Origin of the sequence: Psychrobacter sp. 1Y6 (assembly GCF_052258385.2) — a bacterium.
Taxonomy (GTDB): domain Bacteria; phylum Pseudomonadota; class Gammaproteobacteria; order Pseudomonadales; family Moraxellaceae; genus Psychrobacter.
In genome coordinates, this window is sequence record NZ_JBQQEW020000001.1 from 271048 (window position 1) to 295960 (window position 24913).

Annotated in this window: 17 protein-coding genes; 7 read left to right on the top strand and 10 right to left on the bottom strand. The window is 43.3% G+C overall.

The features are described from left to right. Window positions 1-21: 21 nt before the first annotated feature. Window positions 22-1401: a hypothetical protein gene (locus tag ACTXGF_RS14790; RefSeq protein ID WP_443534948.1), complete on the bottom strand. Its 1380-nt coding sequence runs from the start codon at window positions 1399-1401 to the stop codon at window positions 22-24. A gap of 501 nt (window positions 1402-1902) precedes the next feature. Between ACTXGF_RS14790 and ACTXGF_RS14795 the strand changes: the two genes are divergently transcribed. Next, entirely contained in the window at window positions 1903-2805 is a 903-nt protein-coding gene (locus tag ACTXGF_RS14795; RefSeq protein WP_057761915.1) for an acyl-CoA thioesterase, read from the top strand. An 84-nt stretch (window positions 2806-2889) separates the two neighbouring features. Here ACTXGF_RS14795 and mutY read toward each other — a convergent pair whose 3' ends face one another. The 5 genes from mutY to ACTXGF_RS14820 form a co-directional block, all read right to left on the bottom strand. Next, window positions 2890-4164: an A/G-specific adenine glycosylase gene (gene mutY / locus ACTXGF_RS14800; RefSeq protein ID WP_443534946.1), complete on the bottom strand. Its 1275-nt coding sequence runs from the start codon at window positions 4162-4164 to the stop codon at window positions 2890-2892. 105 nt (window positions 4165-4269) lie between these two features. Continuing rightward, window positions 4270-5673 (bottom strand): KAP family P-loop NTPase fold protein, encoded by a 1404-nt coding sequence (locus ACTXGF_RS14805; RefSeq protein ID WP_443534944.1) that lies wholly within the window; start codon window positions 5671-5673, stop codon window positions 4270-4272. 130 nt (window positions 5674-5803) lie between these two features. Beyond that, entirely contained in the window at window positions 5804-6760 is a 957-nt protein-coding gene (gene ylqF, locus ACTXGF_RS14810; protein ID WP_057761911.1) for a ribosome biogenesis GTPase YlqF, read from the bottom strand. 131 nt (window positions 6761-6891) lie between these two features. Next, window positions 6892-10119 (bottom strand): DUF2339 domain-containing protein, encoded by a 3228-nt coding sequence (locus ACTXGF_RS14815; RefSeq protein ID WP_443534942.1) that lies wholly within the window; start codon window positions 10117-10119, stop codon window positions 6892-6894. Between the two features lie 172 nt (window positions 10120-10291). Continuing rightward, complete coding sequence (locus ACTXGF_RS14820; RefSeq protein WP_102092069.1) at window positions 10292-11029, bottom strand: dienelactone hydrolase family protein; 738 nt, start codon at window positions 11027-11029, stop codon at window positions 10292-10294. Window positions 11030-11264: 235 nt separating this feature from the next. Here ACTXGF_RS14820 and ACTXGF_RS14825 point away from each other — a divergent pair, with 235 nt between their 5' ends. After that, window positions 11265-11792 (top strand): YcgN family cysteine cluster protein, encoded by a 528-nt coding sequence (locus tag ACTXGF_RS14825; RefSeq protein WP_443535080.1) that lies wholly within the window; start codon window positions 11265-11267, stop codon window positions 11790-11792. A 7-nt stretch (window positions 11793-11799) separates the two neighbouring features. On the opposite strand, the gene ACTXGF_RS14830 is transcribed toward ACTXGF_RS14825, so the two are convergent. Beyond that, window positions 11800-13149 carry an Lnb N-terminal periplasmic domain-containing protein gene (locus ACTXGF_RS14830; RefSeq protein WP_443534940.1) on the bottom strand — a complete coding sequence of 450 codons (1350 nt, stop codon included), beginning with the start codon at window positions 13147-13149 and terminating at the stop codon, window positions 11800-11802. Between the two features lie 288 nt (window positions 13150-13437). On the opposite strand from ACTXGF_RS14830, the gene ACTXGF_RS14835 reads away from it, so the two are divergent. The 5 genes from ACTXGF_RS14835 (at window position 13438) to ACTXGF_RS14855 (ending at window position 20932) form a co-directional block, all read left to right on the top strand. Continuing rightward, window positions 13438-14337: a CBS domain-containing protein gene (locus ACTXGF_RS14835; RefSeq protein ID WP_057761902.1), complete on the top strand. Its 900-nt coding sequence runs from the start codon at window positions 13438-13440 to the stop codon at window positions 14335-14337. Between the two features lie 276 nt (window positions 14338-14613). After that, a complete protein-coding gene (lnt, locus tag ACTXGF_RS14840) occupies window positions 14614-16188 on the top strand; it encodes an apolipoprotein N-acyltransferase (RefSeq protein WP_443534938.1) in 1575 nt (524 codons plus the stop codon). Window positions 16189-16380: 192 nt separating this feature from the next. Then, window positions 16381-16839: a hypothetical protein gene (locus ACTXGF_RS14845; RefSeq protein ID WP_443534936.1), complete on the top strand. Its 459-nt coding sequence runs from the start codon at window positions 16381-16383 to the stop codon at window positions 16837-16839. Window positions 16840-17138: 299 nt separating this feature from the next. Next, window positions 17139-18707 carry a peptide MFS transporter gene (locus ACTXGF_RS14850; RefSeq protein ID WP_443534934.1) on the top strand — a complete coding sequence of 523 codons (1569 nt, stop codon included), beginning with the start codon at window positions 17139-17141 and terminating at the stop codon, window positions 18705-18707. A gap of 407 nt (window positions 18708-19114) precedes the next feature. Continuing rightward, the gene (locus ACTXGF_RS14855; RefSeq protein ID WP_443534932.1) at window positions 19115-20932 is read left to right on the top strand and encodes an aminopeptidase P family protein; all 1818 of its coding nucleotides are present in this window, start codon (window positions 19115-19117) and stop codon (window positions 20930-20932) included. Between the two features lie 145 nt (window positions 20933-21077). Here the strand turns inward: ACTXGF_RS14855 and ACTXGF_RS14860 are convergent, their stop codons facing one another. The 3 genes from ACTXGF_RS14860 to ACTXGF_RS14870 form a co-directional block, all read right to left on the bottom strand. Then, window positions 21078-21908, bottom strand: a complete 831-nt coding sequence (locus ACTXGF_RS14860; RefSeq protein WP_443534930.1) for a hypothetical protein — start codon at window positions 21906-21908, stop codon at window positions 21078-21080. Between the two features lie 130 nt (window positions 21909-22038). Continuing rightward, window positions 22039-23373 (bottom strand): beta-ketoacyl-ACP synthase II, encoded by a 1335-nt coding sequence (fabF, locus tag ACTXGF_RS14865; protein ID WP_443535078.1) that lies wholly within the window; start codon window positions 23371-23373, stop codon window positions 22039-22041. Window positions 23374-23526: 153 nt separating this feature from the next. Further along, the gene (locus tag ACTXGF_RS14870) at window positions 23527-24885 is read right to left on the bottom strand and encodes an anhydro-N-acetylmuramic acid kinase (RefSeq protein WP_443534928.1); all 1359 of its coding nucleotides are present in this window, start codon (window positions 24883-24885) and stop codon (window positions 23527-23529) included. Window positions 24886-24913: the final 28 nt, after the last annotated feature.

Consider the following 24913-nt stretch of genomic DNA (forward strand, 5'->3'; position numbering starts at 1 on the left):
ACAGTCAACGTATTAGTGCTGCTAAATTCTACTACTGAGCGCACTAGCAGCTAACTCATAACTACCAGAATCTTTTCCGATTTTTTGCGGGTTATAGTTAGCCATTCTAATTACCATACCGTAAATCTTTGAAATAGGATCAAGGTTCTCTTTTAGAAAATTGATAGGGTCTGTGACCTTCCATTTTAGAGACTGAGATTGAGGGTCAAAATATATCAATTCTTTGATAGCTACTACGAGAGGAATAATTAATCCATCGGCATAGCTATATTTACAGTCTTCACTTAGGAACTTAGTCTTAGGCTGTCTTTTCAAGTATTTACTACCACCGTCCTTCGATTTTTCAGTATCATAAATCTTAACAACTTCCATTTTTCCGAAACTGCCGTCTTTGTTGTAAGCCTTGGGGTATTCAGCATAAATATAGTCGTAAATTCGAAGGATCTCAGGTATCAAACCAAGTGCACTCTTAATTGCTGGGTTTTCTAATTCAAACTCATTTCCGCCAATCTTACTACCGTTCCTATCTAATATCTCTTTAAAAGTATCTACGCAGTAAGCTTTACTATTATATATTTTTACCAAGTTAGCGGGTAAATTAACCCCAGTTATCTCTTGTGGTACAATACTTAATGGAATGAGAGCTAAAGCTAAAACATCTGCAACTCTAATTGTACCTTCGCCATTTGTTTTCCACTGGATAGAGTCCCGAATTTCTGTAGGCAAAACATCTTTCAGATATTCGTAATAGCCTTGTTGATTATCTTTTGTAGCGTTAACTAATTCTGCATTGTTATTACGAGCATGCGTAATATTACTATGCGTAATACCCCATTCATTAAGAGAGTGTTCATCTCCTGGATCTTTAGGGTATATAACTTCAATAGGTATTAAAAAATCTAATGAGTTTTGAAGGATTTTATCTTCATTATTCGAGGTAGCTTGAATAATTTCATCTTGATTTTCGCGCCATATTAAAATGATATCGTCCCATTTCTTTAGTTTAGAAACATCGTAATTTAAAGTAAGTAGAAAATGTTTTAGAATAGCAAACATATTATGACCACCATCTAGAATACCAGACTTAGAGTAGTCAGTATTTCTAGTGTCGATACGAATACGGCCTCTATCTAAAAGAGTAGCTTCTGAACATGAAAGTAGTAAACCTTTAGACATTAGATGAAATATGCCTGGAGAGTCTTCTATAGACGCAGCAATATCTTTAGTTACCTTACTTTCCTTAGGTTTTCTAGGATTAGAGTCTATGTTTAGTATGCTTGTTACTTTTGGAAGGTCGATAGCTTTCAAATAGCCACGAACAGAGCCGACGTAATCAGATTTACTTGTATCGGTTTCACTAAAGCTACTAAGTTTGATGATTGCGGTGTTTGAGTTCAACATTGTATATCTCCTAAATGGAATATTAGGAGAGGAGAGGTTATTAACCATAATAACTCATTAGTTTATATCCAATCCTCATCCGAGAATTTTAAGTTTAAACGCTATCCAGCGTTGCCAGTTTCTCATGAAACTTACGACTTCTTATCCAGAAGTAATAGCATTACACTATAACTTTAGTAGAAAGTCAACTAAAGTTATAGTTTGTTGGTATTTAAATCTTAGCTCCTTGACTGAGTATTTATTATATATTTAATATGACTTGTATCCCCAATACTCAACTAGTCAAAGCCACCAATATTGGGTAAGATGTTTACCTTTTCTATAGAAAATAAATATTCGGTGATAACATCGCTAACGATGTCTGTATGTTTATTTTAAGGTCTCCTTCGACAGATCTTAACAAGTGATCTCGCATTATTTTACATTCAAATATGATGGCTATATGGCATCAATATCATCAGATGCTGAGCGTTTTTGATAAAAATAAGGAAACATATCGTCATGTCCGATAATCTACAACTGATTGATGAGCTGCTGGCTACTATCGCGCTTATTGAAGTTACCCCTGATGTGTTTGAGGGTAAAAGCCATGACTATGTGGGCAGTCGTATATTTGGTGGGCAAGTGCTCGCTCAAGCAATTATGGCAGCGGCGCATACATTAGATAAAGACAAACCTTGTCACTCACTGCATGGATATTTTTTGCGTGGTGGCGATATCAACCAACCGGTGATATACCAAGTTCGTCGTTTGCGTGATGGTCGTAGCTTGTCTGCACGTGAAGTCACGGCTATTCAGTACAAAGAAGTACGTGGTAAGCCGCCTGTTGAGCAAGTGATATTTTCAATGATTGCCTCGTTTTCACCGATGGAAGATGGGCTTGAGTATCAAGAAGACATGCCTGTCTATCCACCGCCAGAAGACTTGCTGACAGAGCAAGATTTAAAAGAAGAGAATGTCGGAAAAGTGCCAGAAGCGCTAAAAGCAAGATTTATGCGCCGCCGTCATGTCGAGATTAAGCCAGTGAAGCCGCGTAATCCGATTAGCCCAGAACCAATGAAGCCTAAGCAAGCAAACTGGCTACGCATTCGTGAATTGGGCAATCAGCCAGTGGCTATTCAGCAAGCGCTATTGGCATTTTCGTCGGACTTTTATTTGGTTGGTACAGGGCTAATGTCACATGGTGTTAGCTTTATGACCAGTGGTTTACAAGCTGCCAGTATCGATCACTCGATGCATTTCCATCGTGATTTTGATTTGAATAAATGGATGCTGTATGACATGTGGAGTGATACCACGTCTAATGCGAAAGGCTTGAATCATGGTCAGTTTTGGCAAGATGGCAAACTGGTCGCCACCGTGCAACAAGAAGGCCTCATGCGTTTACGTGTGCCAAAATCTTAGGGTGCTTTAAACCCAGTTATCTTTATGTTTGAATAAAAAAAGCGACTCACTATTAATAGTGAGTTGCTTTTTTATTGCAACTTTTTACTCTAAGATCTTAACCATCGCGCGAGGCAGTCCTAGGCTGTCTTGCGCTTTTTGTTCGGTTAACCACTTAAAGTCGATTTCAGCCGCTGCTAATTTTTGATTTAGTTCAGTTACCTGCGTTGCGTCAATCGTCAATTTACGCGGGGTCAAATACCAGTGAAAGTGCGTCAGCGAATGCTTAATAGGGGCGTCATCGAGCAAGGTATTGCTAACTGATTTTGCCACCAGTTCATTTTTTATGAGCCACTCATTAATGATTTGCTCAGCAGTGGTAAATTCTGCTTCGTATACTTTTTCATTACTACGGATATCGTTTACTGTGTTTGATGGCTTATCATCACTAGCTAGCGTCTTTTTAACAGTAGCCTTAGTGTTCGTTTTACCGTCAATTTTTTCCACAAACTGTAAAGGCAAACTCCATAATCCACCCCAGATGCCGTTGTCAGGGCGTTGTAGCCATAATATCTCACCATCTGCACTTTCGAGCAGCAGTGCATCACTGAATTTACTAGGTTTGGGCTGCTTTTTTGCTTTGACGGGGTAATCAGTCTCGCGCCCTTGCGCATGGGCTAGGCAGTCTTCTTTCAATGGACATAATAGACAGGCAGGCTTGCTACGGGTACATAATGTCGCCCCCATATCCATCATGGCTTGCGCAAATAGTCCTGAGTTCTCTGTCGGTGTCAGTCGCTCTGCCAATGCCCATAAATCTTTGGTGGTAGCAGACTTAGTGATGTCACCGTCATTCGCTGCCCAGCGCGTCAATACCCGTTTGACATTGCCATCACAGATGACACCATAACGATGTAATCCCATCGCCATAATTGCACCAGCAGTCGATGGCCCAACGCCTGAAATCGCTTCCCATCCTGCTAGTGTCTGTGGAAACTCGCCCGTTTCATCGACGATCTCAACCAACTGCTTAGCACCTTTATGCAAATTACGGGCGCGCGCATAGTAGCCAAGACCTGCCCAGTGCTCAGCAACCAAATCCCATTCTGCTGTGGCCAAATCCTGCACGGTCGGAAACGACGCCATAAAACGTGAAAAGTAGGGCAGTACAGTGGTCACTTGCGTTTGCTGGAGCATGACTTCGGATAACCAAACGATATAAGGGTTGGGCGTATCGGTTTGATGCTGTTGCCAAGGCAAATCATGGCGACCGTTTTCGGCAAACCAATCGAGTAGGCGTGGGGCGAAGGAGTTTAGGGTTTTGGGGGAGTGATTGAAGGTAGTGTCAGAAGCTTTAGAGTTAGCAGTTGGCTGGGTCATAGGCTCTTATATTTAGTCTTTTAAAAGTGACCAATTATACCTGATATACGTATTTGCTACGACCCAACTTTGACCTGATATTATTGAACAACATAATAAAAATAACTACTTAACGATATCGAATAGTAAGAGGTTGTTAATAGTATGATCGATGTATTTGTAAAGATAAGATTCGTCACTTATGCCTCTATAGTCGATAGAAAGGTTAATGTCTGATCTATCTAATATTTTCTTCACTAATTTCTGTATTTCTGACCCACTACCATCCTGAATCCTAATAACTTGATTTTTGACTAGTTTGCTAAAGAGGATTAATACAAAGCTTTTTGTAGCATTATCTAAGATATTATCGCTTGGTATATCTAGAACACTAGAGCTTACGACACCAAGAAATTCTGTAGCCATGAGCTCTTTGTTCGCTAAGCGCATCAGCAAATCTTTGTCAGAAATATAAATAAACGATAAAAACACCATAATTAATCGCTCGGGATTTAGAGATTTGCTTTTATCTTTATCTTCAAAAATAATCAAGGTTTCGATACAACGTGCAATTTGTTCAATATTACGAAGTGATAATTTACTGAGATTCAAGAAAGTTGGAATCTCATAGATAAATTTATTATCTTTAAATTCTTGTGGAATGACTTTGCTTGCCTGTACTATGGTTTTAAAATAAGTAACGTTGTTTTCAATAGACCTTCCTTCGATATCTTTTGTAGAAGTTGGTAAATTGATCTGATACTTAAAAAATTTATATAGGTAGTCGTGGGAGTTGGTTTCACTACCATAACTATGTTTTATAGTGGCTTTCAGCTGTTCCGCATTAGTAATTAAGATAATTTGTACATTATCTACATCAAACACATGCTTGATGGTCTCTAACATCATTACTGCAAAGTCTGGACGACAACGGTCAAGCTCGTCAATCAGTAAAATGATAGGGTTTGTGGAAGCAATATCTGATAGAGCATCACGCAATGTCGATAAATTCTTTTCAGCTTCCACTTGGTCTTTAATCATAGACTCAAGTGATTGGTCGATAAGAGATTTTGACCCGTCCTTTATTTCTTCTACTCCATCTACTAGTGCATCAGGAATATCTGCCGCATATCTACCGAATGCAAATCCTAACCCTGCTTTGAGACCTATACCAGAAATCAGCCTTAAGTAAGGAACTGCATTTTTTACAAAATTCTTGCGCTTTTCATCTTTTTCATCATAGAAACTAGCCACCTCAGCTATAAGTGTTAACAGTGGCTCATTGGCATGATCAGCTTGAAAGGCGTTCACGTAGCCAACTTTATAGTTATTGGGATTATGTGCTTGAATTAGATTTTTAAGCTTGAAGCAAAACTCAGTTTTACCTGTACCCCATTTACCGTCGATGATAAGTGGTGAGACATCAATATCTGAGTCCAAGAGTTTAATGATTTTTTCAGCGATAGGCTTACGTGTGAACTCATCTCTGTTAGAAAAAGTTAACTCTTTCATTACGCTGTAATCTGTCATTAAGCACTCTTTATATTTATAATTCTGATATACGATACTTATGTTATACAGATAATACAGACATAAAAAAAGCCCATGAGGGCTTTTATATAGGTAGTAGCTTTTTGAGCAATGATCTTTTAAATAAATGCTACTTCCTATTCTTCCGAGTCTTCAAACGACGTAAGCGTTTTTCTTCCTCTTTTGCCTTTTTCTTCTCTTCAGCAGCGAGTCGTTGCTCTGCGACGACGATTTCTTCAGCTTCAGTCATTGCTGGTGTTTCTAGCGTGATGCGACCAATCTTCGCGCTACGCAGCTCGTTGATGAGAATCTCAGACATACGGTATGTATCGACTTGGTTGCCCGCGCGTACACAGCCGCGATTACGTCCAGCCACTTCAAAAAACTCCCAATCAGTCTTTGGCAGCTCTTCAATTTTATAGCGGGTTTTTAGCAGCTCAGGATAGGCTTGCATTAGGTACTCAGCGGTATAGCTTGCCACATCAGCGAAGTCAAAAGCCGTATCACGAATACCGCCTGTCGCTGCTAAACGATAGCCTGAGTTTTCGTTTTCGACTTTTGGCCATAGCATACCAGGTGTGTCATAGAGCATGATGTCATCGTCGAGCTTAATCAGTTGTTGTGACTTGGTCACGGCTGGCTCGTCGCCTGTCTTTGCCACAGCGCGTCCTGCTAGCGTATTGATCAGCGTTGATTTACCAACGTTTGGAATACCCATAATCATTGCTTTGATTTGACGACCAGTCCCGACTTTATTGGGTACTAGATGCTTACAGATGGCGATGATACGTTTTACATCATTGGCTTTTTCAGTATCGCAAGCGATGGCTTTGACCCCATCTTGCTGCTCGAGATAATCCATCCATGCTTGAGTCAACTCAGGATCGGCAAGGTCAGCTTTGTTCAGAATTTTGATAACAGGCTTTTCGCCGCGCAGTGCTGCGACCATTGGGTTTTCACTGCTGTAAGGAATACGCGCATCGATGACCTCGATGACCAAATCCATCTGCGGCATGACTTCTTTGATTTCGTTACGGGCTTTGTTCATATGCCCAGGGAACCACTGAATACTTGCTCTCTTATCCATCTGATTTCATAACCTTTTATAAAAAATACTAAAAGTAAAACAATCAACGTTTACTTTCTAATGGTGTCCAGTTTACTACAGAATCACCTTGTTCACGGCACAATTTCACTTAACCAGATTTGTCATTACGCCTAATTTTGGTTTTCTGTTTCCTCGTGCGCTGGTGGTAATGGGGCGAGATAGCCAATGAGCAGAATCAAACTACCTGCGCCAAGGAAGGATATCACTCGCCAAATCGCCTCAGTCTGTGATAAATCTACCAAAACCAGCTTAAGTACGACAATACCTAACAACCCAATACCCATAAACCAAAGCGCGCGTTGCCAGTAGCGACTTGCCATGATGGTGGCAACCAATGCCAAGAGCGTCCATAGAATCGTCAGTCCAGTTTGTACCTGCTCGCTCTGCCATGCACCGCCCTGAGCACCGTCCCAAAGTGGTGTGCCGATAAAGGCGTGTAGCGTTCTGACCAACATGCTGGAAATCAACCAAAAACTGATCAGACCCAATATAATTAGCAAATTCTCAGCGGTGAATACGCGCTTAGATTTGGCAGCTACACTCGAATCGATAACGGTTTCATTGTGGCGACGTTGGCTGATGTAATACAGACTAAAACCAACCGATAGCGTCAGCCACGATGTGATGTCATATAGGTTGAACAATGGAAAATAAGACAGTCCCCAAATCACACCATCATAAGACCAATTGGTAAGAACAACCCACAGTAAAGCAATGGGAGCAAAAATGGCAGCGCATCCTAATAGTGCCTGTTGCCAATCAAACCAATACAGTAGACCATGTCTTGAAACTTTATTAGTTGAGGCGTTTTCTTCATTTTGTCTCATATAACGACGATTGAACCATAGTCCAAATAATATAAGTATCGCTGAAAACAAGAAAGCCATTACGCCATCAGAGGCTGGTAGGCCATAATGCGCCGCGGCAGCAATAAGTAAGATACCCGTACCTAGCCAACTTGCAGCAGTATAACGTGAGGTATTGTTATTATCAGACCATGTATCAGACCATGTTTTTAGCCATAGCTGACCCATGACTAACCAACCGATTATTAAGCCTACAAACACCAACCATTCTGCTGTTGCCCATGTTAAATTTCGCTCAAATTTTTGTGGCAGTTGTAGTATTAGCATGAAGTAGAACAGGGCTAATAATCCATGACTAAGCTGTCTGATTTCCGCCCACGGACGATAGCGATTGATGACCCAATAAGCGATCAAGCTGATGAGTGCTGCCAGTGCAATTACCGTCGTGCTTGATTGCCAGATATCAAACCAATGATGCAAATCAAGCATTAGTACTTGTAGCATCCAAGCCATCGCGGTCAGTGTCAAAAATTTGATGAATCTAGGGCTGTGCCAAACGAATTTGAATACGCGGCTCTGACTATCGATGGAGGTCAGCCATTGATGCGCAGCTTGAGTACTGACACCCAGCGCACGCGCATATCTGGTCAATACATCTGATGTGCCGTCCAATGTTTGTGTTTTTATTACTGAGGATTGTGATTGTATGACCGAGGATGTTGTAGCGCCTTTATTGTTAAGGCTATTAAGTTTGTTACTACTATCTAAGCTATTAATCAGCGCGGCAGGGGAGTTGCTAGCGCGTAATATAAAGACGGTCGCTAGATAACTGAGCGCTGAAATACTAAAGGCTAAAACGGGATAGTCTTCGATAGAGAATATCGCTGTCGTCACTAGCATACCAATACTGACGAGCTGTAATAGTAAGCCGAATAATACCGACCATGAGCGTAGTGAGCGTCGTCCAAACCATACTAGCGCCAATCCTTGTACAGACCAACCAAAAGCAATCCATTCAGCATCTAGCGCCAACGGAATAACGAGCGCAAAAAATCCTAATCCTAACGCCAGCATCCCTTCGGTGATTAAAGCATAGCGTCTACTGCGCTGGATGAACAACCAGCCTATCCCAAGATAAACCGTAGCCAAAATGCCACTGGTAATCGTGAGGGCGTTAGAGATGTCGTTTAGTAAGGCGGAAAATAAACCAAAAGCCAGTAGCGGTACTGAAAATAGTAAGCCTGTATCAATAGGGAATACATAGGAGCTGCCTACATAGGCTTTGTCCAAGTGTTTTGTGTTATCTGTATTATCAGCATGACTGAGGTTTTTCTCGTTTAGCGCATTATAGGTGATGATTTGCTGTGCATAACGAATGACGACAAACAAGTAAAGCAGCCAGTGTAAGGCTACTAATGCCACCAATGACCAACGCTGCGTTTCAATAACAGCGCTCAGGTTTTCGCTGATACCCCAATAGTATGCCAAGCCAAATGTCACAGTCACACCGAATAGATTTAATATTTTCCACGGTCGATAGTGAGCAATGACGGCAATGGTGACGTTTAGCAGTAGGTAATAGCTAAATAACGTGACCAAGCTACCAGTATCTTCACTGGTCAAAATTGGTGCAAAAAATCCACCCGATAATGCCAGTAATGCTAATGGAAATGCGTTTTGACGTACGGCGAGAGCAATGGTAATGGCAGACAATAACCCAAGTCCGATAAAGCTTGGGATGCTAGGAATGATTTCATAAACACTGTAAGCAAAAAAGGTGCTTAGATAGGCAATTGCTAAGCCTGCGCCCTGTAGCGTAATCCCATATGAGAAACGTTTTGCGGTCAGCTTTAATCCAAGCGCTGCCAATGCTAACCCTGTAACGCCAACTGCTATCAACTTCGTGGCAATCGAAATCTCGATATATTCGCTTAATAAGCGAAGCAGGAGCACCACACCTACTAGCAGAACCAATACGCCGACTCGCACGATTAAGTTGCCACCGAAAAACCAGTTTTTGATTGAATGAATGAGCGAGGTCACAATAGGCAATGAGCGTTCATCAGGCTCAATCGGTGCGGTAGGCGCTGTGTTTTCAGTATTGATAAGGGTATTACTGTCTATAGATTTATCGTCATAGATGTTTGATGCTGCATTTATAGTTGAGTTTGAAGCAACGGTAGGAAGCGGTGGTGGTGATACAGGCAGCCGATTATCTGGAGAGGATGATTGTGAGTCAAAAGCTATTTCTTTATCATCATGGTCTTTAGCGTCACTGTCTTTAGGAATATTGTCTTTAAGATCGTGATCGTCAGTAGCAGTGTTGCGCGCATAATTGCTTCCATCGACGAAAGGTGCAGACGGAGGCGTCATACTACGATGTCTTTGCTGCTCAAGCTCAGCTTGCAGCGTCGTCACATCGCGGCGTAGATGCTCGATTTTTCGAGCTATCCTAGTATATAACGCGACCACTACGATCAATAAAATCGTAAAAGCCAGCCAGCCCAACTGGGTCACCATTAGATACAACATCTTCGTCACTCAATCCAGTTTATAGTAAAGTGATAATGACGTGATTTGATAAGAAGCACAAGACTACTCTGATTACTGGACTAAAAGACAAATGCTAGAATGACATTCAAAATAAAAGGGTAGCTTAATAATTAAGCTACCCTTTTTGATGATCTTTATATCAAATCGTTTCTTATGCTAAATTGGCTTTCATAAACTCAAGCATGTTTTCCCAGCTTTGTTTAGCAGCAGCTTCATTGTAGCCAAGATCTACTTCATTTTTGGCTGCACGCTCATCAGCATGCGGATTGGTAAAGCCATGTTTGGCGTTGTCATAAACGTCGATAGTGTAGTCAACATCGGCAGCGTCTAGCTCAGATTTTAGACCCTCGATAGCATCCATTGATACCATTGAGTCATCACGGCCGTGAGCAACCAACACTTTTGCTGCAAAGTTTTTGTCTGCTGGCTGTTTTGGCGTTGGGTTACCATGGAACGTCGCAACCGCTTTTAGCGGCATGCCTTCGCGAGCCATATCTAGTACAACTTTACCACCGAAGCAGTAACCGATTGCGCCTAGGTTGTCACCATCGACTGATAACTGATCGCTAAAGTCATTCAAAATCAAGCGGCAGCGTGCCATTAGCATGTCTTGATCGGCCAGTACTTGCTCCATCCACATGTTTGCCATTGCCGCATCGGTAGTTAGTTTGCCTTCACCGTAAACGTCCATAGCGACTGCCGCATAGCCCGCTTCTGCCAAACGCTCAACCACTGATTTTGGATGATCGACCACGCCCCACCATTCTGGTGCAACCAAGATACCTGCTGCTGGATTTTCATCTGAAGCGTTTTCTGGTAGTGCTACATAGCTGATAAGTTCTACACCATTCTCGGTAGTACTGATTAATTCAAAAGTCTTAATTGACATATTATTGTCCTTTTTTATGTTGTGAGTTTTAATTATTCGTCATTGTGATGGTTCGTTTTTCTAACTCGTACTACCTTAACGCCCATGTCTAGCAAAAACAGCTATAATACTGTAACGCTCTTTATCAAAATGCTACTGCGACTTTATGACTATAAATTTGTTAAACAAAAATAATGACCAATCAAACTTGAACTTAGGTCTCGATGCAGCGCCCACGCCTGCGCAATCGGTAAGTTTGTTCCCTGATAGTACCGATGTCGATTCTAATGCTAGTTCTCAGTCTGAGCCACTACGTCCGCAGTTCTGGTCGCGATTTGCGTTAACAGAACTAAACCATAGCGAGTGGGAAGCGCTGTGCGATGGTTGCGGCAGTTGCTGCTTGATTAAGTACATCGATGAAGATGAATGCGGTAATGTGGATGAAGAGATGGTCGAATATACCGATGTCACCTGCCAGTTGATGGACTGCGCGACAGGATATTGCAGTCACTATGCGACGCGTCAAGAGCATGTGCCAGACTGTATTCAGCTGACTATGGACAACTTGCCCAAGATGATGTGGTTACCATCGCACTGCGCTTATAAGCGTTTGTATAAAGGTCAAAGCTTACCAAGTTGGCATTTATTATTGACTGGGGATGCGGTGGTGACACAACAACAAATGCGCGCTGCCAACGTAGGCGTCGCTGGTCGCTGTGTCACGGAAATCGGTATGTCTGATGAAGAGATGGAAACGCGGGTGGTTAACTGGGTTAATCCTTAGTCTACAGTTAGTTAGATGCTTGAGCAGTAGATTTGGCCTTTGCTTCAGCACTGGCTTGCGAGTTAGCCAATGCTGGTATCGGAATATCTTGACGAATCTGCTGTGAGAATTTACGGCTGTTTTTATCTCTATCGATATCAGAATGTGAGTTGACTTGATTCTCAAAGCCTTTTGCTTTTGGGTTGATATGAGTGCGCTCATACCACGTGTTCATTGACCAAGGCTGGTTGTCTTTTTCGGGTGCCGCATCCAACATGCCTACATCATATAGATAGTTCGGTAACCAACCAGAGACCCAAATCCGATAATCCCATGGCAAACGATCGCCACTGACGATACGCGCCATATAAAAGATAATATTGGTACAGTTGCTGAGCAATGTATTGTACCAAGCAGGTTTAGCGTTCAAATCATCAGCCGCCGTTAGATAAGACTCAAACAGCGACCTCACCTCATGCTGTTGCAAATTGCTAATAGGAAACAGATAAACCTGCTCGCCGCGCGCATTGCTGCGGGTGTAGATAATATCGCGCTCTTCTGCGGCAATCAGGCTCAGCTCATAACGTCGAAAAAACCCAGCCAGCGCTGAAAAAGACTCGCCGTCTTCTTTACGAATTTCAAATGAGAAGGCAAGTGGTCTATCATCTTCAAATCGAAAGCTAACTAAAGTATGAGCGATTAGCGGTCCCATCCAATAAGAGTTGGTCACATCAACGCCGGATAACTTAGACAAATCAATCGTACGGGTATCCCAGTGTTCAATGGCGTCTTCTTCAGTTTGCCAATCAAAGTTACGAACATTGGTTAAAGTAATCAAGTCAGGGTTAGTCGCATCGCGCTCATAGGAGACCCGTTGGTCGACCTCAGCCATCCATTCTCGATTTTGTTTCGGTTCGATAGAAAAGAACCAACCTAGACCTACCAGCCAAACAGCGCCATATACGCCGATAAGCAGCTTAGTTGCTGTGCCTTTGCTAATTGATTTCTTATTAGATAGCGAGTCACTGTGCAATATTTTTGTGACAGTATCCCAATAACGCGTACTTAGCAGCGCAGCTAATATACCTACAATCGCTATTGTCGCAAGCCAAGTCAATACTGAGCTGACGCCGTATTGATACCAAATCGCGAGTAACAACCATAGCGCTGATAACAACAACGTAACAGCAATTAAAAAAGTCACAAGACGCTGGCGCCATGTAGGCTTTGGATGTTTACTATCTGATAGGCTGTTTTTTGATATTTCGCGTTTTAAGTCAACACTTTCTAAACCACGGCTCTCTAAGCCACGACTGTCTGACAGTCGACTGCGTGAACGCGACGAGAGTAAGCGAGAAAAAACGGAACGTAGCGACATAGGGTTTGCTTTGATAAATAAAGGCTTTGACCATAGCAAAGTTTATAACACGCTGACAATACAATTTGAGTGAATTTGTCGTTGAATGTCGGTGAGCCTTGCGATAAAGTGAAGCTAATTTGTACTAGCAAATTTGTTATTCATGCATTAATTAATAACAAACTAGCTGTTTTATTTGCTACTTTTATCCCCATCTAGGCTCTAATTGTTTTTTTATTGAGTATTGTTCGTTTTTCTATTGAATACTATTCTAATTTTTATTAACTAAAGAGGTTAAATCACACCACCATGTCTGACGACACTCCCAGCCCGAGTAGTTGGTCGATGCGCGGCTTAAAACGCTGGCTATCGACCGCCCCCGAAACCCGTGATGAATTGATTCGTCTGGTACAAGACTCGCGCCAGTTTTTAGAGCCTGATACTGTCGATATGTTAGAAGGCGTGCTAGATTTGCCTGCGACACAAGTCCGCGAAATCATGACACCGCGTCCGCAAGTGATTGGTCTGCACGAGAGCACCAGCCTTGCCGAAGTTATGGACATCATTCTTGAGACCACTCACTCGCGCTATCCTGTTTTTGACAGTCAAGATGATGATGCCGTCATCGGTATCTTATTGGCAAAAGACTTGATTCCGATTCTGGTACATATGGTCCGCAACCAAGAAGACAAAATTGACAGTAAGCGTCTCAGAGACTTGGTGCGCCAGCCGTTATATATCAGTGAGACGGCTCGTTCTGATACCTTGCTACGCTCATTGCAGCGCACTCAAGTACATATGGCGATTGTCGTGGATGAGTTTGGTAACTTCGGTGGTGTGGTCACCATGGAAGATTTGTTGGAAGAAATCGTTGGCGACATCGTCGATGAGCATGATGACTTTGATGAAGACAGCGATATAAATAACATTGTCCCTGATCCAGAAAAGCCAAACACATGGCGTGTCCAAGCGTCTACGGTGATTGAAGACTGTAATGATGAGCTGGGTAGCCGTTTTGACGATACCGATGTCGATACGATGGGCGGTCTGGTCATGCAAGCACTTGGCTTCGTTGGTGATCTAGAAGGCGAGAGCGTCGTGATAGATGATTGGAAAATTACCATTACCGATGTAGAAGGGCGATTTATCCAAAATCTAGAGCTGACCAAAACCAATGCTGAGCAACAGATATTGATAGGCAGCCACTAGCTTGCTTATAGTGTCACGATAGTTGGTCAATGAATAAAACTTGTTAGCAAATTCAATAAAAAACACGATGAAAAATCGTGTTTTTTGCTTTCTGCCTTTTGAACCTTAGAATGAGGTTTTAGCTACGCAAATTTACCCACTTGTAGGTTTTGACTGGTATCATGGGTGGGTTTTATTTGTGGCCCTGCATAAAGCATTGTGCAGTCAGGTTTTGCGTGAGTGTTATCTCATCGCTTAGCTGAGAAATTTTAGAAAATATGGTTTTGGATAACTGCTATGCGTCTGTCTACTGTTGATTTACAAAAACGTCTGAATCCCGATAAGCCAAAAGGTTTACACATGGGGTTGACGGTACTAATAGCTTGGCTGGCAGGGGCAGCTTTCATACTCGCGCTCGCGCCTTATGGTATTTGGCCAGTTGCCTTGGTATCACCTGCCATCTTATATGCGTTATTGGTACCAGCGATGACAGGTCGCCGCGCCTTTCTAATTGGTCAAGCCTACGGTACGGGACTGTGGTGTGTTGGCGCGTTTTGGCTATATACCTCGATACACGTTTATGGCGATACGCCTGCATGGCTTGCGCTGATTATGATTGCGCTCATGGGTCTAGGCATGGGACTGTTCCACGGCTTTTTGGCGCTAATTTTTAATCGTGTGGTCGGCAAGCAGCCGTTATCTTTTGCTGCCCTGTGGATACTTCAAGAGTGGATGAAAACTTGGCTGTTTACTGGTTTTCCTTGGCTATTCGTCGGTTACGCGTTTACTGAACAGTATTGGCTGTCTTCGCTCGCGCCTGTGGCTGGTGTCTTTGCGGTTTCTTTCGTAGCCGTACTATTAGCTGCCAGTATCGTTGAGCTATTGCGTCGCCGCGGTGGCTATATGATTCCATCGATAGCCTTGCTAATCATTAGTAGCACGCTATGGTTGATCAACCCGCAGTGGACCAAACCAAAAGGCACTCCTGATTTATCAGTATCTTTGATTCAGGGTAATATCCCGCAAGACCTAAAATGGCTCACTGAGTATCAGATTGAGACGCTAAAAATCTATGCAACGTTGACTCGTGATGAGTGGGGACGTGACATCGTGCTGTGGCCTGAATCGTCGATTCCTATGTTTCAGACAGAAGCTGTTGGGTTTATCAGTGAAATGGTCGCGATGGCCAAAGAGACTGACACGACATGGGTGACAGGTATTCCTTATAAGGATGAAGCAGCGTTTGATGCCAGTACAGATAAATATCCGCCGTTCTACAATAGCGTGGTAGCGCTAGGGGCACAGGCAGAAGGGCTTTATAAAAAGCAACGTCTGGTGCCATTTGGAGAATATATTCCATTCCAAGGCGTGCTCGATATTCTGCCTAATCTGGCAGGTAGCCAAGACATTATGAGCTATAGTCGCGGCAGTGATCAGCAGTCGCCGCTGCGTGTGCGAGGCCATAACTTGGGTGCGGCTATTTGCTATGAAGTCGCGTATCCAGATACCACGCGCAAAAACGCGATTGGCACGGACTTCTTATTAACCATCTCAAACGATGCTTGGTTTGGTACGTCGGCAGGCCCGCTACAGCATCTACAGATGGTACAGATGCGCGCGTTAGAAAATGGTCGCTGGTTTATGCGTGCGACCAACACAGGGGTGACAGCTATTATCGATCATAAAGGTCGTATCGTAGAACGTGCACCGCAGTTTGAACGTACTGTATTGCGCGGTAATATTCAGGCGCGAGTTGGCAATACGCCGTTCATGCGCTTTGGTCAATATCCTATTTTATTTATCATGGCACTGTTGCTGATACTTAGCTATTTGGGTAAGCGTCCGAAGACTCCAGTACGTTTGGTTAAGTAGTATTGTTAAGTAAGATGTGACGATAGCGAATAATAGATAACTGATTAGGTAGTTAGCTGTCACAAGTGTCAAAAATGAATATTTAAATTGTGGATAATAAACCCTTTAAATACTTAAGGGTTTTCACAAATCAGTATAAATTGCGATATAATAGGTCAATATTTCAAATATTTTGTGCAAGGTGGATAAGGTATGTCAGAAGGTATCGTTAATAACAATCCAAAAAAAGAGCTGTTATTCGCTTTAGGTGGCATTGCCATGTTCTTAGGTATTGTCTTACTTATTGGTGTTTCTGCATTTTTGCGTCCAGCAGGCGAGCATATCACTGCTGAGACAACTGAAGCATCAGCTGCGGCAGATGAAGCAGAAGCTACTGCTACTGAAGAAGAAGCGGCTCCAGCCGATGCAGAAGCTGCAACAACAGAAGAAGCGTCAGATGCTACAGCACCTGATACTGCAGCAGATGCAACCGTAACACCAGCGTCAGATGCGGATAGTGCAGTTGTTACCGCAGAAGCTGGTACAGCAACGGCCTCTGGTACTGTAAGTCAAGCCGCTGTTGCTGATGCTGATTTGACAGCTGAGCAAGCGGATGGTGATGTAGATGCTGGGAATGCTGGCGACGCTACTGATGAGACCGCAGCACAGTAAGCTGTAGTATGACTATGTAAATGATCTAAAATAGTGCTACTCGATTGTTAAATGAGCTGCATTATGAAGTCTGTATCAACAGTGCTATAAGCATAATATTACTGTCTTAGATACCCATAAAAAGAGTCCGTTCTCAACTATTGAGAGCGGGCTTTTTTTATAGGTATTTGTGTAATTTTTGACCAATTTTTTCTTTACTTGATTATAGCCAAGTGAAACAATGTTCCGCCTATATGACCGTCCATCTGGATAATCAGGGGGTTGGTCATTACAAATATGATCTTTAAAGGAATAAAGTTATGGGCACAGAAACAAATTCGGGGGCTAGTGCAGCAGAGCTAGAAGCACTAGACAATGGCTTTATGGGACATCCTGCGCCCTTACGCTCATTGTTTTTTACCGAAATGTGGGAGCGATTCTCCTATTATAGTATTCGTCCACTATTAGTTTTATTTATGGTGGCAACAGTGAGCAGTGGCGGTTTTGGCTTCGATGAAGTCACCGCTTCTGCTATTTATGGTATCTTTGCGGGTTCGTTATACTTAGCAGCAGTACCAGGTGGTTGGCTAGCAGATAACTGGCTAGGTCAAGAGCGGGCGTTGTGGTGGGGCAGTATTATTATTGCCCTTGGTCACTTGTGTATCGCGCTTTCAGCGATGTTTGGTATGACGCTGTTCTTCGTTGGTTTAATCTGTATTGTCTTAGGTTCAGGGTTATTTAAGACCTGTATCTCAGTGATGGTCGGTGCCTTGTATCCTAAAGGCGACTCTCGCCGTGATGGCGGTTTCACCTTGTTTTACATGGGTATTAACATCGGTGCGTTACTAGCGGCACTTATCGTTGGCGTATTCAAAGAAAAAGGCATGTGGCATGTCGGCTTTGGCGTTGGTGGTCTGGGTATGCTGGTTTCATTACTGATCTATCGTTTTGTCGCGCAAAAGAACTTAACGCGTTATGCACGCGCTAAAGGTATTTCTGCTGAGTGGGAAAAATCTAACGACCATTACAAAAACATCGGTCGCTGGGTTGGTGGTTTTGTCGCCTTGCTAGTAGCCGCAGTGCTATTAGTATCTACTGGCATGATATCGTTCAATCCTGAGATGGTTGCAGAGTATATGACGTATATCATTGCTGCAGTGGTCATCTTGTATTTCGCTATTATGTTTATCTCACCGCGATTAGATAAGACGGATAAACTACGTTTGTTAATTTGTTTTGTCTTAATCATTGGCTCGACGCTGTTTTGGTCAAGCTTTGAGCAGCAGCCAACGTCTTTTAACTTATTTGCCGATCGTTATACCGATCTGAATGTTTTAGGGTTTGAGATACCAAGTATTTGGTTCCAGTCATTGAACCCACTATTTATTTTGATATTGGCACCTATCATTAGCATCATCTGGGTCAAGCTTGGTAACCGCGGTCTTGAGCCTAGTAGTATGGCTAAGTTTGCACTCGGTATGCTACTGGCAGCCGCAGGTTTTGCCTTGATGATTTTTGCCTCTAAAAGCATTTTAGCGCCTGGTGCTGGCTTGGCATCACCACTATGGTTGGTGGGTAGTTTATTATTATTGACGCTAGGTGAGTTAGCATTAAGCCCAGTTGGGTTGTCTGCCATGACTAAGCTAGCGCCAGAGGGTATGCAAGGGCAAATGATGGGGCTGTTCTTCGCTTCTATCGCTATGGGTAACTTGGTTGCCGCCTTCTTCGGTGGGCATGTATCAGCTGATAAAATCGAAGGCTTACCAAGTCTATTTACCACCATGACCATCTTCTTGGTAGTGACCGCTGTACTATTATTGATACTAGCAAAACCTATCAATAAAATGCTTAAAGAAAGCGAGCGTGAGAAACAACTGGCCAAGCAATAAGATAGTCTGATGTACATTTGTGATTAACAACAGCACAAGTGACATATGATGAGACGTGTTACCATTACTGGTAGCACGTTTTATTATTTTAGTTAATGAGATATTTGGCACAAGCCATTGAAAGCTTACTATCTGCCCAAACATCTAATGATAGGGCACTGTGAACCCCAGTGACGCAATATTAATCTCAATTTTTTATTCTCAATAAGTAGAAGTAATTACCCAAACAAACATAATTAGATAGCTAAATAAGTAGACTGTTTGCTTGAACAATTGCTATCAATGATAGATATCTTATTAAAACTAAAGCGGTATCAACAACTCAAACAAGACGACTATTAGAACAAGACGATTGTAAATAATCGCGCCGTCATCATATTTTTATAACCTCTATAAGGACACATTCAATGAATAAACAAGCCATTCACGAACGTATTGCTAACTTACGCAGCACCTTAGCCGCGCAAGATCTCACCGCAATCATCGTACCGTCTGCTGATCCACATTTATCTGAATATCTACCAGAATACTGGCAAGCACGCTTATGGCTGTCAGGGTTTACCGGTTCTGTCGGCACGCTGGTTGTGACTGCTGATTTTGCAGGTCTATGGACGGATAGCCGTTATTGGGTACATGCTGCCGAACAGCTAGAAGGCACAGGTATTACTTTAGAAAAGCTTGCGCCAGGTCAGCCAAATCATATCGACTGGCTAGCCGAGCATTTGCAAGAAGGGGATAGCGTAGCAGTGGATGGCAATGTGTTATCTATCGCTGAGCAAGATCGCCTGTTAAATGCTTTTGATGCTAATGATATTACTTTGATCACTGAGCGTGATGTGCTGACAGAGATTTGGACAGATCGTCCAGCACTACCAGCGGCCAAATTATACGCTCATGATGAGCAGTTCCTTGCTCAGTCTGCCACATCAAAGCTGGCTGCAGTACGCGAAGGCATGGCAGAAGCAGGTGCGACCCATCATTTACTCTCAAGTCTAGACGATATCGCTTGGTTGACAAACTTACGCGGCGCTGATGTTGATTATAATCCGGTATTCTTGTCACATATGTTGATTGATGCCGATAAAGCAACGTTGTTTGTTGATATTAATAAAGTAAGCGAAGATATTGCACAAAGTCTAAAAGACAGTGGTATCACATTGGCTGATTATTCTGCTGTGCAAGAGGCATTGAGTGCATTAACGCCAGACGATTTATTATTGTTAGATCCGAGCAAAGTCGCAGTAGGTACGCTCTCAAAAATGGCAGATGATGTTGGCTTTATTGAGCAAATGGCACCTAGTACATTACTCAAATCTGTAAAGTCAGATGCAGATATCGATCATGTGCGTGAAGCGATGCGTCAAGATGGCGCTGCTTTGGCTGAGTTTTTTGCGACATTTGAGCAGCGTCTAGCAAAAGGCGAGCGTCTAAGTGAACTAGATGTTGATAGCATGCTGATAGACGTGCGCAGTCGTCAGCCGCATTATGTCTCGCCAAGCTTCCCAACCATTGCAGGCTTTAATGAAAATGGCGCATTGCCACATTACCGTGCGACACCAGAAAAATTCAGCTACCTTGATGTGACCGAGGGCGAAGGCGGATTGCTACTGATTGACTCAGGCGCACAATATCAAAACGGTACGACTGATATCACCCGTGTCGTCGGTATTGGACAAGTTACTGCTGAGCATAAACGCGACTTTACGATTGTGCTAAAAGCCCACATTGCGCTGGCTCGTGCCCATTTCCCTGATGGTATCGCCTCACCGTTGATCGATGCTATTTGCCGTGCGCCATTGTGGCAAGCACAGATGGACTATGGTCATGGTACGGGTCACGGTGTTGGGTATTTCTTGAATGTACACGAAGGCCCACAAGTCATCGCCTATAGCGCAAGCACACCAAAAGAGCGCGCGATGAAAGAAGGTATGATTTCTAGTAATGAGCCAGGTCTATACCGCGAAGGTAAATGGGGTATTCGTATCGAGAACTTGGTAGTAAATACGCCAGTTGCTAAGCTTACTGAGACAGAGTTTGGTGGTTTCTTGAACTTTGAGACCATCACTTACTGCCCAATCGATACGCGTCTGATTGAGCCATCGTTGTTGGACCAAACCGAGATTGATTGGTTAAATGACTATCATAGCCAAGTCTTCGCAGAGCTAAAAGATCGTGTCGAAGGTGCAGCGCTTGAGTGGTTGACTGAACGTACCAAAGCCATTTAATACTAAGCTCAAAACATTAACTAAAAGCACTAAAAAGCCCCGTAAATAATTTACGGGGCTTTTTAGTGCTCGTTATTTATTACTTACTACTTACTACTGAGCAGCTGTTTCTAAATATACGTCTAACACTGAAAAATAATCACTATTAGTGGATGCTTTTCTTAGCAGCTTCATTATTAGTAGTTGAATCACTCTGCTCGCTAAAGTGTTGAGTGACCTCAGCACGTAGCCAAGACTTTAGGTTTTCAGACATCAGCATCATTTGCTCGCTTAAATAGTCATCGACCTGTGTTTCTAGCTCTCGGATTAGCTGTTGATGTGTTGCATCTAGCTTCGCGTCTTTTAAGGCCAAATTAATCGCTGCACTGGCTTTATTATTAATATCTTTAATGTGGTTATCGCTAAGCGTATGTGCCTGTTCGCTAATGGTTTTGTGATCAGCATTTTTACTATCGCTAGTATTGCCTTCAGTATTTACGACTTCTAATGCCGCTTTTTCAGTCTTTGCACTAGAATTATCAGTAACAGCGCTATCTGTCACGACTTTATCTGTGTTTGATTTGGCTACGTCGGTAGCAGCTATTTCTTTGTCGTTGTCTGTCTCTAACACGGGTTGCTTATTTTTTTCTTGTTCTTTTTGAGTCGCTTCTGCCTTGCGTGTGGCTTCTTCTGTTTCTTTTTGCTTCTGCTCTTCTTTTAGCTTTTGTTTTGCAGCGGCCGCGTCTTCTTGCTCTTGTTTGTCCGTGATTGCTTTAGCAATGGCTTGCTCAGCATTGTAGTTGTCGTATAGCTCGTCTACATGCGCATCTAAGTCATGGGTATTAAAAGTGAAGTCTTCAAATGAGGTGTCAGATTGCAGCAGAGTAGTGATGTCTTTTAGTTCTTGGGTAATCGCTGCGCGTACTGGCTCAGGTGCACACGTCCAGCGTTGATAAAACTGATGGGAAAATGAGTAGCTTGACATGGTATCTTCCATAAATGTTCCAAAAATTACCCCTTATCATACGCAAGTACGATAAGGGGCTGCAAGTGGACAAACGTAGCAAATCTGACACCAACGTTACAACGCATTCATTACCATGCGCTGCGAGGTAGTTGGGTGGCTGTTATTGACTGACAGGCCAGCGAGCAAATACCAATGAGCCATTGGTACCACCAAAGCCAAAGCTGTTGGATACTGCATACTGCAAGTTATCAACTTTGCGTGATTGATTAGCCACATAATCAAGGTTACAGTTGTCTTCGACATCCTCTAGATTGATCGTAGGTGGTACATGCTGATGCTGTAGGGCTAATACTGTAAAGATAGCTTCAACTCCACCAGCGGCACCAAGTAAGTGACCGGTCATCGACTTGGTTGAGCTGACTAAGATGCTGTCTTTTACAGGAGAGAACACAGTTTCGATAGCAATAGACTCAGCCACGTCACCCGCAGGGGTACTGGTACCATGAGCGTTGACATAACCGACGCTTGATGACTCGATACCAGCATCGTTGAGTGCATTTTGCATCGCTCTTGCCGCACCGCTACCGTCTTCTGGTGGTGCAGTAATATGACTGGCATCATCACTCATACCAAACCCGACTAATTCTGCCAATATCGTTGCACCACGTGCTTTAGCATGAGCAAGGCTTTCTAATACCACCACACCAGCACCATCACCAAGGACAAACCCGTCACGACCTTTATCAAATGGACGTGAGGCTTTGGTTGGCTCGTCATTGCGCGTAGATAGTGCATGCATAGCACTAAATCCAGCTATACCAAGTGGGCTAGAACCCTTTTCACTACCGCCTGCCAACATAACGTCAGCATCACCGTAAGCAATCAAACGAGCAGCAAGACCCATAGCATGAGTCGCCGTGGTACAAGCCGTTGATGTCGCAAGGTTTGGGCCTTTTAACTTATGCTTAATCGCTACTAGTCCAGCGGCCATATTGACGATAGAGCCTGGGATAATAAAAGGTGAGACTTTGCCCGCGCCTTTTTCGTGTAGGGTATCACGGCTGTTTTCGATTGTTTGGATACCGCCAATACCTGAACCTAAAATGATACCAAAGCGATCTTGGTCAACACCTTGTACAGGCGCATCAGCAGCACTGATTTCCTCGATAAAACCAGCGTGCTTTAGGGCCATGGCAGAAGCGGCAACCCCATAATGCATGAACTCATCATAGCGACGCGCATCTTTAGCATTCATATATTGCTTGGCATCAAAATCTTTGATCACGCCTGCGATTTGCGCACGGTAGCCTGTGGCATCGAAATGCGTAATCGGTGAGATACCACTCTCGCCATTGAGCAATTTGGTCCATGAGCTATCGACGTCTAGACCGAGCGGCGTAATGGCGCCCATACCTGTGACTACCACACGCGTATCATCAGAACGCTCGTAGTGAGGTGGTTTTTGACGCGATTTATGTACAGGTGCTGCAGTCATATTATTTGTGTCATCAGTGGTGGCTTGGTCGATAGGTGAACTACTATTCTGGCTCATGCGATATATCCTATACTTACAGGTCCTAAGAGGATGGCGTTTCAAAAGTCATTATAAAACACATAGGTGCACGTATGTAAACTAAAATTTAACTGGTCAGGCAAAACATACTTGACCCAATACCACGCCTTTATTTGCACCAGTTACCGCTGATAAATTACCAGTTTCACCCATCAATGTTTGTCTAGCCAACCATGCAAAAGCAACGGCCTCTACCCATGTTGGCGCAAGCCCTAAATGTTCAGTGGTTTTTACTGTGCAATAGGGTAGATGTGCTTGCAAGCGTGTCATTAAATAGTCATTCAATGCGCCGCCACCGCAAACATAGACCGAGCTGTTTTTGGCAGGGCTGACAAACATATTGATTTGCGTACTGGCACTGATAGCGGTTAACTCAGTTAAAGTTGCTTGCACATCGGCGGCTGAATAACTGATGTTAGCATTGGCTTGTTCAAAAGCCTGTAGCTCATCTTGCAGCCAAGTTAAATTAAAGTCCTCACGACCTGTGCTTTTTGGATGAGACTGAGCAAAAAATGGATGTGCCAAAAGTTGCTGTAATAATGGTTCAATGAGGGTTCCAGACTGCGCCCAAGTGCCACTTGCGTCATAGGTATTGTCGGTATGCAATGAGGTCCACGCATCCAATAATAAGTTGGCAGGCCCAGTATCGTAACCAACAACTTGAACTTCTTCATTGGCTGGCAAGACGGTTATATTGGCAATGCCGCCTAAGTTTAATAGCACACGGGTACTATCAGGATTGGCAAATAGTGCCTGATGAAACGCAGGTACCAACGGCGCACCTTGACCACCAACTGCCATGTCACGACGTCGGAAATCATTGACCACGCTGATGCCTGTGCGCTCAGCGATGATATTGGCATCGACCAGTTGTAAGCTAAAACCCATCTGCGGGCGATGGCGTACGGTTTGTCCATGACAGCCAATCGCTAACACTGACTCGGGATCGGTATTTGATTGCTGCAATAGCGTATTGACCACTTCACTCGCGAACTCAGCATACGCGCGACTTGCCCAGCCGAACCAATCCAACTCACTGCTTGGTTCATCAGCCTCTAGTACGAGTTGATTCACACCATTCGGCTGACACAATGCCAATAGTACTTCACGCAGACGTGGCGGAAAATCTTGGCTATAGGTTGCAAGCAGTCGCATCGGCGGTTGAGTGTTATCTTCGTTGCTTATCTCAGGATTAAACTGACAAAGAACCGCATCCATACCGTCCAAACTGGTGCCAGACATCATACCGATATATAAGCCATCATCGAAGCTTTCAAATACGGTTTGCTCAAGGGCATCCGTTAGGGTGGCATAGTTCGAATTATCAGAGGTCAAATCATCAATATCGTCTGAACTGTTATCCAAACCATTATTCATAAGCAAGTCTGCGAGAGCATTATGGTCAGTATCAGCAATCGATGCGGGGTTGGTCATGGCAATTTACCTTAAAAAACGCTAGTAT